General features: G+C 59.2%; 8 protein-coding genes. 5 read left to right on the top strand and 3 right to left on the bottom strand.

Going from position 1 to position 13,841, the window contains the following annotated elements:
• Positions 1–2 precede the first annotated feature (2 nt).
• From spoT to recG, 3 genes are read left to right on the top strand one after another with little or no spacing between them, the layout of a single operon-like run.
• Complete coding sequence (spoT, locus tag DVA44_RS00400; protein ID WP_114385504.1) at positions 3–2,114, top strand: bifunctional GTP diphosphokinase/guanosine-3',5'-bis pyrophosphate 3'-pyrophosphohydrolase; 2,112 nt, start codon at positions 3–5, stop codon at positions 2,112–2,114.
• A 4-nt stretch (positions 2,115–2,118) separates the two neighbouring features.
• Positions 2,119–2,808 carry a tRNA (guanosine(18)-2'-O)-methyltransferase TrmH gene (gene trmH, locus DVA44_RS00395; protein ID WP_103177695.1) on the top strand — a complete coding sequence of 230 codons (690 nt, stop codon included), beginning with the start codon at positions 2,119–2,121 and terminating at the stop codon, positions 2,806–2,808.
• Between the two features lie 3 nt (positions 2,809–2,811).
• A complete protein-coding gene (gene recG / locus DVA44_RS00390) occupies positions 2,812–4,893 on the top strand; it encodes an ATP-dependent DNA helicase RecG (protein WP_114385503.1) in 2,082 nt (693 codons plus the stop codon).
• Here recG and gltS read toward each other — a convergent pair whose 3' ends face one another.
• A complete protein-coding gene (gltS, locus tag DVA44_RS00385) occupies positions 4,894–6,096 on the bottom strand; it encodes a sodium/glutamate symporter (RefSeq protein WP_114385502.1) in 1,203 nt (400 codons plus the stop codon).
• 225 nt (positions 6,097–6,321) lie between these two features.
• Here gltS and DVA44_RS00375 point away from each other — a divergent pair, with 225 nt between their 5' ends.
• Both DVA44_RS00375 and DVA44_RS00370 read left to right on the top strand, forming a co-directional pair.
• Positions 6,322–7,713, top strand: coding sequence for an NCS2 family protein (locus DVA44_RS00375; RefSeq protein ID WP_114385500.1), 1,392 nt, complete (start codon positions 6,322–6,324; stop codon positions 7,711–7,713).
• A 119-nt stretch (positions 7,714–7,832) separates the two neighbouring features.
• Complete coding sequence (locus tag DVA44_RS00370; RefSeq protein WP_114385499.1) at positions 7,833–9,533, top strand: AsmA family protein; 1,701 nt, start codon at positions 7,833–7,835, stop codon at positions 9,531–9,533.
• Between the two features lie 353 nt (positions 9,534–9,886).
• Here the strand turns inward: DVA44_RS00370 and yicI are convergent, their stop codons facing one another.
• Both yicI and DVA44_RS00360 read right to left on the bottom strand, forming a co-directional pair.
• Positions 9,887–12,205: an alpha-xylosidase gene (gene yicI, locus DVA44_RS00365; protein WP_114385498.1), complete on the bottom strand. Its 2,319-nt coding sequence runs from the start codon at positions 12,203–12,205 to the stop codon at positions 9,887–9,889.
• Positions 12,206–12,217: 12 nt separating this feature from the next.
• The gene (locus tag DVA44_RS00360) at positions 12,218–13,612 is read right to left on the bottom strand and encodes a glycoside-pentoside-hexuronide family transporter (protein WP_103177689.1); all 1,395 of its coding nucleotides are present in this window, start codon (positions 13,610–13,612) and stop codon (positions 12,218–12,220) included.
• Between the last annotated feature and the right edge of the window lie 229 nt (positions 13,613–13,841).

Here is a 13,841-nt window from a genome sequence, read left to right as displayed (position 1 = left end):
CCTTGTATCTGTTTGAAAGCCTGAATCAACTGATTCAAACCTACCTGCCGGTAGATCAGATTAAACGTCTCCAGCAGGCGTATCTCGTTGCACGTGACGCTCACGAGGGTCAGACACGTTCAAGCGGTGAACCCTATATCACGCACCCGGTAGCGGTGGCCTGTATCCTGGCCGAGATGAAACTCGACTATGAAACGCTGATGGCCGCCCTGCTGCATGACGTGATTGAAGATACCCCTGCCACCTACCAGGATATGGAACAGCTGTTTGGCAAAAGCGTTGCCGAACTGGTGGAAGGGGTCTCTAAGCTTGATAAGCTGAATTTCCGCGACAAGAAAGAGGCGCAGGCCGAAAACTTTCGCAAGATGATCATGGCGATGGTGCAGGATATCCGCGTCATTCTGATCAAACTCGCCGACCGTACCCACAATATGCGCACGCTGGGCTCGCTTCGCCCGGACAAACGTCGCCGTATTGCCCGTGAAACCCTCGAAATCTACAGCCCGCTGGCGCACCGTTTAGGTATTCATCACATTAAAACCGAGCTGGAAGAGCTGGGTTTTGAAGCGTTGTACCCGAACCGCTTCCGCGTGATTAAAGAGGTGGTGAAAGCCGCGCGTGGCAACCGTAAAGAGATGATTCAGAAGATCCTCTCGGAAATCGAAGGGCGTTTGCAGGAAGCCGGAATCCCCTGCCGCGTCAGCGGTCGCGAAAAGCATTTGTACTCCATCTACTGTAAAATGGTGCTCAAAGAGCAGCGTTTTCACTCGATCATGGATATCTACGCCTTCCGCGTGATCGTTCATGACGCCGACACCTGTTATCGCGTGCTCGGTCAGATGCACAGCCTGTACAAGCCGCGTCCGGGCCGAATGAAAGACTATATCGCCATTCCAAAAGCGAACGGATATCAGTCTCTGCACACCTCGATGATTGGCCCGCACGGCGTGCCGGTTGAGGTGCAAATTCGTACCGAAGATATGGATCAGATGGCGGAGATGGGTGTTGCCGCGCACTGGGCCTACAAAGAGCACGGCGAAACCAGCACTACCGCGCAAATTCGCGCCCAGCGCTGGATGCAGAGCCTGCTGGAGCTGCAGCAGAGCGCCGGTAGCTCGTTTGAATTTATCGAGAGCGTTAAATCCGATCTCTTCCCGGATGAGATTTACGTTTTCACACCAGAAGGGCGCATTGTCGAGCTGCCTGCTGGTGCCACACCGGTCGACTTCGCCCACGCCGTGCATACCGATATCGGTCCTGCCTGCGTGGGGGCACGTGTTGACAGGCAGCCGTATCCGCTGTCACAGCCGTTGACCAGTGGCCAGACGGTGGAAATCATTACTGCCCCAGGCGCGCGTCCGAACGCGGCGTGGCTCAACTTTGTCGTGAGCTCGAAAGCGCGCGCCAAGATCCGTCAGCTGCTGAAGAACCTCAAACGCGATGACTCCGTCAGCCTGGGTCGTCGTCTGCTCAACCATGCGTTGGGGGGTAGCCGCAAGCTGGCTGAGATCCCGAAAGAGAGCATTCAGCACGAGCTGGAGCGTATGAAGCTCGCCTCGCTTGATGACCTGCTGGCAGAGATCGGTCTGGGTAACGCGATGAGCGTGGTGGTGGCGAAGAACCTGCAGCAGGGTGAAACCTCTGTGCCGCAGCCGTCATCAACCAGCCACGGGCACCTGCCGATCAAGGGCGCCGACGGCGTACTGATCACCTTTGCCAAGTGCTGCCGCCCTATCCCTGGCGATCCGATTATCGCTCACGTCAGCCCGGGTAAAGGCCTGGTTATCCATCACGAATCCTGTCGTAACATCCGCGGCTATCAGAAAGAGCCAGAGAAGTTTATGGCGGTCGAGTGGGATAAAGAGACCGAGCAGGAATTTATCACCGAGATCAAGGTAGATATGTTCAACCACCAGGGCGCGCTGGCGAACCTGACCGCGGCGATCAATACCGCCTCTTCGAATATTCATAGCCTGAATACCGAAGAGAAGGATGGCCGTGTCTACAGCGCCTTTATTCGTCTGACCGCGCGGGACCGTGTGCATCTGGCGAATATCATGCGTAAAATCCGCGTGATGGCTGACGTCATTAAAGTCACCCGTAACCGAAACTAGTTTTATGAACTCAACGCGTTATGCCCGGATCTGCGAAATGCTCGCCAGGCGTCAGCCCGATCTGACGGTGTGCATGGAGCAGGTGCATAAACCTCATAACGTTGCTGCTATCGTTCGTACCGCTGATGCCGTCGGCGTGCATGAAGTGCACGCCGTCTGGAAGGGGACGCGGATGCGTCCTATGGCCTCGGCTGCCGCAGGCAGCAACAGCTGGGTTCAGGTCAAAGCCCACAACACTATTGGCGAAGCCATTTCGCATCTGAAAGGGCGCGGCATGCAGATTCTGGCGACCCACCTTTCCGACAAAGCCGTCGATTTCCGTGAAATTGATTACACCCGCCCGACCTGCATTCTGATGGGTCAGGAGAAGACGGGGATCACCCAGGAAGCCTTAGATCTGGCGGATCAGGACATTATCATTCCGATGATTGGCATGGTACAGTCGCTGAACGTCTCCGTAGCTTCCGCCCTCATTCTGTATGAAGCGCAGCGTCAGCGGCAAAATGCCGGGATGTACAAACGCGAGAACAGCATGCTGCCGGACGACGAGCAGCAGCGCCTGCTGTTTGAAGGCGGTTATCCGGTGCTGGCCAGAGTGGCGAAGCAGAAAAAATTACCGTACCCCCACGTGAATCTGCAGGGCGAGATTGAAGCCGATGCGACGTGGTGGGCGACGATGCAGGCGGCGAAGTAAATCATGCAAGGCCGTCTGCTGGATGCTGTGCCGCTCAATTCCCTGACGGGCGTTGGCGCGGCCCAGAGCAGTAAACTGGCGAAAATCGGCCTGCATACTGTGCAGGATCTCCTTGTGCACCTCCCCCTGCGTTACGAAGACCGCACTCAGCTTTACCAGATTGGTGAACTCCTGCCTGGCATTTACGCCACCGTTGAAGGCGAAGTCCTGAACTGCAACATCACCTTCGGCGGCCGCCGGATGATGACCTGCCAGATTAGCGACGGCTCCGGCATCCTGACGATGCGCTTTTTTAACTTCAATGCGGCAATGAAAAACAGCCTCGCCACCGGACGACGGGTGCTGGCCTATGGCGAAGCCAAACGCGGGAAATATGGCGCGGAGATGATCCACCCGGAGTACCGCGTGCAGGGCGATCTCAGCACGCCGGAGATGCAGGAGACGCTGACGCCGGTCTACCCGACCACCGAAGGCGTTAAGCAGGCGACGCTGCGCAAGCTGACCGAGCAGGCGCTGGAGCTGCTGGACACCTGCGCCATTGCCGAACTTCTGCCGCCGGAGCTGGCGCAGGGGATGATGAGCCTGCCGGATGCGTTGCGTACTCTCCATCGCCCGCCGCCCTCACTGCTGTTGAGCGATTTAGAGAGCGGGCAACACCCGGCGCAGCGACGTCTTATTCTCGAAGAGCTGCTGGCGCATAACCTGAGCATGCTGGCGCTGCGCGCCGGAGCACAGCGTTTTCACGCCCTGCCGCTCCCGGCCCGTAATGAATTAAAAGAGAGGCTTCTGGCCTCGCTGCCGTTTAAACCTACCGGGGCGCAGGCCCGCGTTACCGCCGAGATCGAGCATGATATGGCGCTGGACGTGCCGATGATGCGTCTGGTGCAGGGCGATGTCGGCTCCGGTAAAACGCTGGTGGCCGCTCTGGCTGCCCTGCGCGCCATTGCTCACGGCAGACAGGTCGCCCTGATGGCGCCTACCGAACTGCTGGCCGAGCAGCACGCCAACAATTTCCGCGCCTGGTTTGCGCCGCTGGGCGTGGAGGTGGGCTGGCTTGCCGGTAAACAAAAAGGTAAAGCGCGACAGGCGCAGCAGGAGGCGATTGCCAGCGGTCAGGTGCAGATGATTGTCGGCACCCATGCCATCTTCCAGGAGCAGGTGCAGTTCCACGGTCTGGCGCTGGTGATCATTGATGAGCAGCACCGCTTCGGCGTGCATCAGCGTCTGGCGCTGTGGGAGAAAGGTCTCCAGCAGGGTTATCATCCGCACCAGCTGATCATGACCGCCACGCCCATCCCTCGCACCCTGGCGATGACCGCCTATGCCGATCTCGACACCTCCGTTATCGACGAGCTGCCCCCGGGCCGTACACCGGTGACCACCGTTGCCATCCCGGATACACGCCGCAGCGACATCATCGATCGCGTGCGCAACGCCTGCCTGCAGGAAGGGCGTCAGGCCTACTGGGTCTGTACCCTGATTGAAGAGTCGGATCTGCTGGAAGCGCAGGCGGCAGAAGCCACCTGGGAAGAGTTAAAGCTGGCCCTGCCGGAGCTGAACGTCGGGCTGGTACATGGCCGCATGAAGCCTGCGGAAAAACAGGCGGTCATGCAGGCCTTCAAGCAGGGCGAACTACATCTGCTGATTGCCACCACGGTGATTGAAGTGGGGGTGGATGTGCCTAACGCCAGCCTGATGATCATCGAAAACCCGGAACGTCTGGGTCTGGCGCAGCTGCACCAGCTGCGTGGCCGCGTCGGACGTGGCGCGGTGGCCTCGCACTGCGTATTGCTCTATAAAGCCCCGCTGTCGAAAACGGCGCAAAAACGTTTGCAGGTGTTACGCGACAGCAATGACGGCTTTGTGATTGCGCAACAGGATCTGGAGATCCGTGGGCCGGGAGAGTTGCTCGGCACCCGTCAGACCGGTAACGCCGAGTTTAAAGTAGCAGATTTGATGCGCGATCAGGGCATGATCCCCGAAGTTCAGCGTCTGGCACGCCATATTCATGAACGCTACCCCGAACAGGCGGCAGCGTTAATCGACCGCTGGATGCCAGAGACCGGGCGTTACTCGAACGCCTGATCAGCCGAAGATGGGCAGCATCAGATAGAGCTTAATCACGATCGCATTGACGATATCAATAAAGAACGCCCCCACCATCGGCACCACCAGAAACGCCATATGCGACGGACCGAAACGCTCGGTAATGGCCTGCATGTTGGCGATCGCCGTCGGCGTTGCCCCCAGACCAAAGCCGCAATGGCCGGCCGCCAGCACCGCCGCATCGTAGTTTTTACCCATCATCCGCCAGGTAACGAACATCGCATACAGCGCCATAAACAGGGCCTGTACGATGAGGATCGCCAGCATTGGCAGCGCCAGCGAGGCCAGCTCCCACAGCTTGAGGCTCATCAGCGCCATCGCCAGGAACAGCGACAGGCAGACGTTGCCCAACACCGACACAGCCCGCTCAAAGACGCGATAAAAGCCCATCAGGGCCAGGCCGTTACTGAGGATCACCCCCACAAACAACACGCAGACAAAGACCGGCAACTCCAGCGCGGTGCCTGCCAGCAATTGCGCAATCACTTTACCCACCGTCAGGCAGATGGCGATCAGGGCGATGGTTTCAATCATCACCAGGGAGGTGATCATACGTCCGACGTCCGGCTTCTCAAATGCCGACGGCGTCAACTCATCGTCCGGGCAGCCGTTGGGGTTGGTGGAGCGCTTCACCAGATAGCGCGCGACCGGCCCGCCGATCAGGCCACCTAACACCAGCCCAAAGGTGGCGCAGGCCATTGCCACTTCGGTGGCATTCTGGAAGCCATAGCGTTCAACAAACAGTTTGCTCCAGGCCGCGCCGGTACCGTGACCGCCCGACAGGGTAATCGAACCGGCCAGCAGGCCCATCAGTGGGTCCAGCCCCAGCAGCGACGCCATGCCGATGCCGATGGCGTTCTGCATCACCAGCAGACCGACCACCACAATCAAGAACACGCCCAGCACTTTGCCTCCCGCCCGCAGGCTGGAGAGGTTGGCGTTCAGGCCGATCGTGGCGAAAAAGGCCAGCATCAGCGGGTCTTTTAAGGTCATATCAAAGTTGATTTCCCAGCCCATGCTTTTTTTCAGCACCAGCAGCGCGATGGCAGCCAGCAATCCGCCCGCAACGGGCTCCGGGATGGTGTATTTTCTGAGGAAGGGAACGCTGTGAACCAGTTTACGGCCAAGCAGTAAAACGAGAGTTGCCGCAACGAGGGTCGACAACGTATCGAGATGAATCATAGTGGGCTCCTTTTAAGGCACGTGCTCCATCAACATGCGCGTTTTCCTGTAACGTTTGCGTGTTATTAGCGCAATCGGGAGCAGGAGTGTAATGAACTTTGCCGCATCAGGACAGAAAAAGCCGTCCTGGACGGGTGAATTTATCAACGTTTTTTGTTGGCAATCGTTTGCTTTTCTCATCCACTCGGCTAAAATGCCCGCTTTTCCTCCAGGGGTTCGCAGCAGATGTCCGTTAACGCCATTGAACAGCAGGATGCGCAACCGATTGCGCAGCCGCAAAACAGTGAACTGATTTACCGTCTTGAAGACCGTCCGCCGCTGGCGCAGACCTTGTTTGCCGCCTGTCAGCATCTGCTGGCGATGTTTGTGGCCGTTATTACCCCAGCCCTGCTGATCTGTCAGGCCCTCGGTTTACCGGCGCAGGACACCCAGCACATTATCAGCATGTCACTGTTTGCTTCGGGCGTGGCCTCCATTATTCAGATTAAAGCCTGGGGGCCGGTGGGCTCCGGTCTGCTGTCGATTCAGGGCACCAGCTTTAACTTTGTTGCCCCGCTGATCATGGGCGGTACGGCGCTGAAAACCGGCGGCGCGGATGTGCCTACCATGATGGCGGCGCTGTTCGGCACCCTGATGCTGGCAAGTTGCACTGAAATGGTGATCTCCCGCGTTCTGCATCTGGCGCGCCGCATTATTACCCCGCTGGTCTCCGGCGTAGTGGTGATGATTATCGGCCTGTCGCTGATTCAGGTGGGTCTGACCTCCATCGGCGGCGGCTACGCGGCGATGAACGACCACACCTTCGGCGCCCCGAAAAACCTGCTGCTGGCGGGCATTGTGCTGGCAATCATTATTCTGCTTAACCGTCAGCGTAACCCGTACCTGCGCGTCGCCTCGCTGGTGATCGCCATGGCGGCAGGCTACCTGGCCGCCTGGGCGATGGGCATGCTGCCGCAGTCTGTTGCGCCGACCGACAGCCCGCTGATCATGGTGCCGACGCCGCTCTACTATGGCCTGGGCATTGACTGGAGCCTGCTGCTGCCGCTGATGCTGGTGTTTATGATCACCTCGCTGGAAACCATCGGCGACATTACCGCGACCTCTGACGTCTCTGAACAGCCGGTCTCTGGCCCGCTGTACATGAAGCGCCTGAAAGGCGGCGTCCTGGCCAACGGTCTGAACTCGTTTGTCTCCGCCGTGTTCAACACCTTCCCGAACTCTTGCTTCGGCCAGAACAACGGCGTGATCCAGTTGACCGGCGTTGCCAGCCGCTACGTGGGCTTTGTCGTGGCGCTGATGCTGGTTTTACTGGGCCTGTTCCCGGCGGTGAGCGGCTTTGTGCAGCACATTCCTGAGCCGGTCCTCGGCGGCGCAACGCTGGTGATGTTTGGCACCATCGCGGCATCGGGGGTGCGTATCGTCTCCCGCGAGCCGCTGAACCGCCGCGCTATCATGATCATCGCCCTGTCGCTGGCGGTGGGTCTGGGTGTCTCTCAGCAGCCGCTGATCCTGCAGTTTGCCCCGGACTGGGTGAAGAACCTGCTCTCTTCCGGCATCGCCGCCGGTGGGATCACCGCTATCGTCCTGAACCTGATTTTCCCACCAGAAAAGAACTGATCGCCTTTCACGGCAGCAGGCAACTGCTGCCGTGACACGTAATTACACTATTCCCGCCTTGAGCATTGCGTATAAATCGTGCATAACTCCTTTATGTTCGTTTTACGTGATGGAAGACCATGAAATTTATTGGAAAGCTTCTCGTCGGTATTCTGGCCGTTCTGCTTATTGCGAGCCTCGCGCTCTATATCCTTGTACAAACCCGCTGGGGAGCGGCGCAGGTCAGCAGCTGGATCACGGTAAACACCGATTACGAACTCAATTTCGACCTGATGGATCACCGTTTCTCGTCGCCCACGCACCTGGTGCTGAAAAACGTCACCTTCGGGCGCGATGGCCAACCCGCGACGCTGGTCGCGAAGATGGTGGATATCGGCGTGAGCACCCGCCAGCTCACCGATCCGCTGCACATGGATACCATCACCCTGTTTGACGGCACGCTGAACCTCTCGCCCCAGACTGCCCCGCTCCCCTTCCAGGCCGATCGCCTGCTGCTGAACAACATGGCGTTTAACAGCCCGAACACTGAATGGGATCTGAGCGCCCAGAAGGTAACCGGCGGCGTGCGCCCCTGGGACCCTGAAGCGGGCAACGTGCTCGGTAAAAAAGCGCAGATTCAGATCAGCGCCGGGTCGCTGACGCTGAACGGCGTACCGGCCAGCAACGTGCTGATTGAAGGTGAACTGAACGGTAAAGAGGTGGTGCTGACCACCATCGGCGCAGACATGGCCCGGGGCTCGCTCACCGGCACCGCGCGTCGCGACGCCAACGGCGGCTGGAAGGTGGACAACATGCGCCTGAATGAGATCCGCCTGCAGAGCGATAAATCGCTGTCCGACTTTTTTGCCCCGATTACTACCCTGCCATCGTTGCAGATTGGCCGCCTCGACGTGACCGACGCCCGCCTGCAGGGGCCGGACTGGGCGGTCACCGATCTCGATTTAAACTTGCGCAACCTGACCCTGAGCCAGGGCGACTGGCAGAGTGAGGATGGCCGCCTGTCGATGAACGCCAGTGAATTTATCTACGGTTCACTGCATCTATTCGATCCGATCCTGAACGCCGAATTCTCCCCGCAGGGGATCGCCCTGCGCCAGTTCACTTCGCGCTGGGAAGGTGGGATGGTGCGCACCTCCGGCAACTGGTTGCGCAGTGGTAAAGCGCTGGTGCTGGATGATGTCGCCGTCGCCGGGCTGGAATACACTCTGCCGGAGAACTGGAAAACGCAGTGGATCACGACCCTGCCGGAATGGCTGCACAGCGTCACGCTGCGCAAATTTGGCCTGAGCCGGAACCTGGTGATCGATGTCGACGCCGCCTTCCCGTGGCAGATCACCGCGCTCGATGGTTATGGCACCAACCTGCAACTGGCGAAAGATCGCGAGTGGGGGGTCTGGTCAGGCACTGCCACCCTGAACGGTGCGGCCGCCACCTTTAATCGCGTGGACGTGCGTCGTCCGTCGCTGTCGCTTACCGCCAACGCCTCGACGATTGCCATCAATGAACTGAGCGCCTTTACCGAGAAAGGGATCCTGGAAGCGAAGGCCAGCGTGTCGCAGACCCCGGTGCGCCAGACTACCGTTAATCTGACCGGGCGCGGCGTGCCGTTGAACATCATCCAGCAGTGGGGCTGGCCAGCGCTGCCGGTGTCCGGCGACGGCAATCTTCAGCTCACCGCCAGCGGCAACGTGCAGAAAGATTCCCCGTTAAAACCGACGGTTAACGGCAGGCTGAATGCGGTAAATATGGATAAGCAACAGGTGACCCAGACGATGACGGGCGGGGCGGTGAATACGGTGGCACCACCACCCGCACCATAATGTGGGCCCGGCAAGCGCAGCGCCGCCGGGCATCAGACCGCACGGCATTGCCGGGTGGCGGCTTCGCCTTACCCGGCCTACAAAACCCACAGCATGCACGACCCGTAGGCCCGGCAAGCGCAGCGCCGCCGGGCATCAGAGGGCACTGCATTGCCGGGTGGCGGCTTCGCCTTACCCGGCCTACAAAACCCACAGCATGCACGACCCGTAGGCCCGGCAAGCGCAGCGCCGCCGGGCATCAGAGCGCGCTGGATTGCCGGGTGGCGGCTTCGCCTTACCCGGCCTACAAAACCCACAGCATGCACAATCCGTAGGCCCGGCAAGCAACGCGCCGCCGGGCTTTTCCAGACGACTCAGAGGTGAACTACCACCTCATCCCCTTCGGCTTTCAACACCACGCCCCACTCGCTGCCGATGTTGGATGCGCCTTTCACGCTGCTAATCCGCTGCACATTGCGCAGGCAGACCGTCCAGTTCCGCGCTTCGCCGCTCCCTTTTAACGTTATGGTATCACCGCTGCGCATCGCGGTCAGGGTAAAGGCCACGGCACCGTTCGCCGCAGGGACTTCGCTTACCGCCGTGGCGCCATCGGCCAGGTTAAACAGCTGGAAGGCGGTACCTTCGTTCCAGGCGTAGTCCGGTTTCTGGTCGTTGTTACCCAGCGCCAGCAGGGTGTTGTCGCGCACGTAGACCGGCAGGCTCTGGAAATCGTGTTGCTGTTTGTGCCAGCGGCTGCCCTGCAACTCATCGTTATGCCACAGATGCGTCCAACGCCCTTCCGGCAGGTAAAACTGCACGTCGCCCGCCTCGCTGAATACCGGCGCCACCATCACCGCATCACCCAGCATATACTGACGATCGAGATAGTCGCAGGCCGGATCGTCCGGGAACTCGAGCATCATCGCGCGCAGCATCGGCGTGCCGAACTCGCGGGCCAGCGCCGCCTGGCGATAGAGGTACGGCATCATCCGGCATTTCAGCTGGGTGAAGTGACGCACCACATCGCAGGACTCATCATCATACGCCCACGGTACCCGGTAGGATTTGCTGCCGTGCAGGCGGCTATGGCTGGAGAGCAGCCCGAACGCGCACCAGCGTTTGTAGACATGCGCCGGGGCGGTGTTTTCGAATCCGCCGATATCGTGGCTCCAGAACCCGAATCCGGAGAGCCCAATCGACAGCCCGCCGCGCAGGCTTTCGGCCATCGATTCGTAGTTGGCGTAGCAGTCGCCGCCCCAGTGAACCGGGAACTGTTGCGCCCCCACGGAGGCCGAGCGAGCGAACAGCACCGCCTCTTCCTCGCCCACCGTCTCTTTCAGCACGTTCCACACCAGTTCGTTGTAGATGTAGGCATAATGGTTGTGCATTTTTTGCGGATCGGAACCGTCGAACCACTGAACGTCGGTCGGGATGCGCTCGCCAAAGTCGGTTTTAAAGCAGTCGACGCCAATATCCACCAGGCCTTTCAGCTTGTCGGCGTACCAGGCACAAGCCTCCGGATTGGTGAAGTCGTAGATCGCCAGCCCCGGCTGCCATTTATCCCACTGCCACAGGGAGCCATCCGGACGTTTCAGCAGATAGCCCTTCTCTTTCAGCTCATTGAATACGGGTGATTTCTGCCCGATGTACGGGTTGATCCATACGCAGACCTTGAGCCCTTTCTCCTTCAGGCGACGGATCATCCCTTCCGGGTCCGGGAAGGTGACCGGGTCCCACTCGAAGTCGCACCACTGGAAGGCCTTCATCCAGAAGCAGTCGAAGTGGAAGACGTGCAGGGGCAGGTCGCGCTCCGCCATGCCGTCGATAAAGCTGTTCACCGTCGCTTCGTCGTAGTTGGTGGTGAATGAAGTGGTGAGCCACAGCCCGAACGACCACGCAGGCGGCAGCGCCGGACGCCCGGTGAATTGCGTATAGCGGTTGAGCACCTCTTTCGGCGTCGGGCCGTCGATGACGAAGTACTCCAGATATTCACCCTCGACGCTAAACTGCACCTTCGACACCTTCTCGGAGCCTATTTCAAAGGAGACGTTTTCCGGGTGGTTTACCAGCACGCCGTAGCCGCGGTTGGTGAGGTAGAACGGGATATTTTTGTACGACTGCTCGGTGCTGGTGCCGCCGTCGCGGTTCCAGGTTTCGACCGTCTGGCCGTTGCGCACCAGGGCGGTAAAGCGCTCGCCCAGGCCGTAGACGGTTTCACCCACGCCCAGATCCAGACGCTCAAACATGTAGTTGCGATCGGTATTGCCGTCCTGCACGTAACCGTTATTTTTCAGCTGGCTGCCGGTGATGCGTTGCCCGTCGCGGAAGAAATCCAGCGACCAGAACTCGCCTTTGGTGACGCGTACGCTGATATTGCCGCTTTTCAGCTCGGCAAACTCCGCGTTGTTTTCAATCTGCACGTTAACGTCTTTCAGCACGTTGAGCGGATAGTGTGGGCCGTTATTCAGCGCCCCCTGGAAGTGTTCGATACGCACCCCGACAATCCCCTCCTGCGGCGCAAACAGGCGCACGGTGAACATCAGGGTATCCAGCTGCCAGGTGCGCTCGCGCACGTCGCGCGGGGCGACATAGACCACCAGGTCATTGCCCTGCTGTTCCACATCGAATACCTGAACCGGATAGGTAACGTTCAGACCCGGTTGAATTAGCCAGTTTCCATCACTGATTTGCATGCTTTCGTCCTCTTAGTTCTGCAATTCTTTGCTGACCGGCAGGATGTTAAATTCCTGCTCGTTACGTCGCGCGCCCTGCGCCAGATCGTTCATGATTTTGACCAGGAATGGCGTCTTCAGGCTGTAGTAGCGTTTGGCGATCACCGCGCTCAGCAGGTAGCAAGCGGCGGGTACCAGGGTAAACAGGGCGATGATAATGCTGATAGTGGCGCTGTTCTGGGTTTTGGCTGCGGCATCGTAGCCGCCGCCGGCCAGCATCCAGCCGATTAACGCCCCGCCCAGCGCCAGGCCCAGCTTGAGCACGAACAGCGTGCCCGCAAAGCTGATGCCGGTGAGGCGTTTGCCGTTGGTCCACTCGCCGTAATCGACGGTGTCGGACATCATTACCCACTGGATCGGCGTCACCAGCTGGTGCAGCACGCCAATCACGAAGATAAAGCCGAACATGGTGATGCTGGCCTGCATCGGCACGAAGAACATCGCCACGCTCGCCACCGCCAGCAGGGCGTTGGTCCACCAGAAGACGCTGACCTTGCACTTCCAGTCGGTGAGCGGTTTCGCCAGCGCGGAGCCAATCAGGTTACCGACGCAGTAGGTGGTAAGGAAGGCGACGAACAGCTCCGGCGAGCCCATGATCCAGGTGACGTAATACATCATCGCCCCGCCGCGCACGCAGACCGCCAGAATGTTGAGGATGGTAAGCAGCCCGACGATGCGCCACTGGTCGTTCTTCCAGATGTCGCGCAGATCTTCGCGCATGGAGGTAGTGCTCGGGGGTACCTGGATGCGCTCTTTGGTGGTGAAGAAGCAGAACGCCAGCATCAGGAACGCTACCACCGACAGCACCGCGATACCGCCCTGGAAGCCGAGCGCTTTATTCTCGCCACCAATCATATTCACCAGCGGCATCATCAGCACCGTGGAGAGCATGCCGCCCGCCGTCGCCAGCACAAAGCGCCAGGACTGGAGGGAGATACGCTGCGTCGGGTCGTTGGTGATCACCCCGCCCAGGGCGCAGTACGGGATGTTGACCACGGTATAGAGCACGGTCAGCAGGGTGTAAGTGACAGCGGCGTAGATCATTTTACCGTTCAGGCTGAGGTCCGGCGTGGTGTAGGCCAGCACGCAGACCAGACCAAACGGGATCGCCCCGAACAGTATCCACGGGCGGAACTTACCCCAACGGCTGCGGGTGCGGTCGGCTATCAGCCCCATGCAGGGGTCGGAGACAGCATCCAGCGCACGTGCCAGCAAGAACATGGTGCCGACGAACCCGGCGGGGATGCCGAAGATATCGGTATAAAAAAACATCATGTAGAGCATGACGTTATCGAAGATGATGTGACTTGCGGCGTCACCCATGCCGTAACCAATTTTCTCTTTGACGGATAAGACTTCGCTTTTCATAGTTTTTCCTTCACGCGTAGGGCGCTGAGACCGGTTACATTTTTTGTAAACCATTCACCCACGGGCAGGTATTGCGTTTTCTGGTTACTTTTTTACGTTTCTTGTTTTTTGTGATCGCGGTAAAAGTGCAGAGGCGGAAAATGTAAGCTGAGGATTTTCTTAGGGTTTACGCTGGGGGCATAACGCAGGTCAAAAAAGGGGTGAAATAAGTGAGGGAAAAGATGGGGTA

It is taken from the genome of Leclercia sp. W17 (genome assembly GCF_003336325.1).
Taxonomy (GTDB): domain Bacteria; phylum Pseudomonadota; class Gammaproteobacteria; order Enterobacterales; family Enterobacteriaceae; genus Enterobacter.
The sequence above is the reverse complement of the archived record's forward strand: the minus strand, read 5'-3'. Positions and strand labels throughout refer to the sequence as shown.

Bases quoted from the DNA above. Each gene is read 5' to 3' on its own strand.
- trmH (WP_103177695.1), top strand. From the start codon at position 2,119: ATGAACTCAACGCGTTATGCCCGGATCTGCGAAATGCTCGCCAGGCGT.
- recG (WP_114385503.1), top strand. From the start codon at position 2,812: ATGCAAGGCCGTCTGCTGGATGCTGTGCCGCTCAATTCCCTGACGGGC.
- gltS (WP_114385502.1), bottom strand. From the start codon at position 6,096: ATGATTCATCTCGATACGTTGTCGACCCTCGTTGCGGCAACTCTCGTT.
- DVA44_RS00375 (WP_114385500.1), top strand. From the start codon at position 6,322: ATGTCCGTTAACGCCATTGAACAGCAGGATGCGCAACCGATTGCGCAG.
- DVA44_RS00370 (WP_114385499.1), top strand. From the start codon at position 7,833: ATGAAATTTATTGGAAAGCTTCTCGTCGGTATTCTGGCCGTTCTGCTT.
- yicI (WP_114385498.1), bottom strand. From the start codon at position 12,205: ATGCAAATCAGTGATGGAAACTGGCTAATTCAACCGGGTCTGAACGTT.
- DVA44_RS00360 (WP_103177689.1), bottom strand. From the start codon at position 13,612: ATGAAAAGCGAAGTCTTATCCGTCAAAGAGAAAATTGGTTACGGCATG.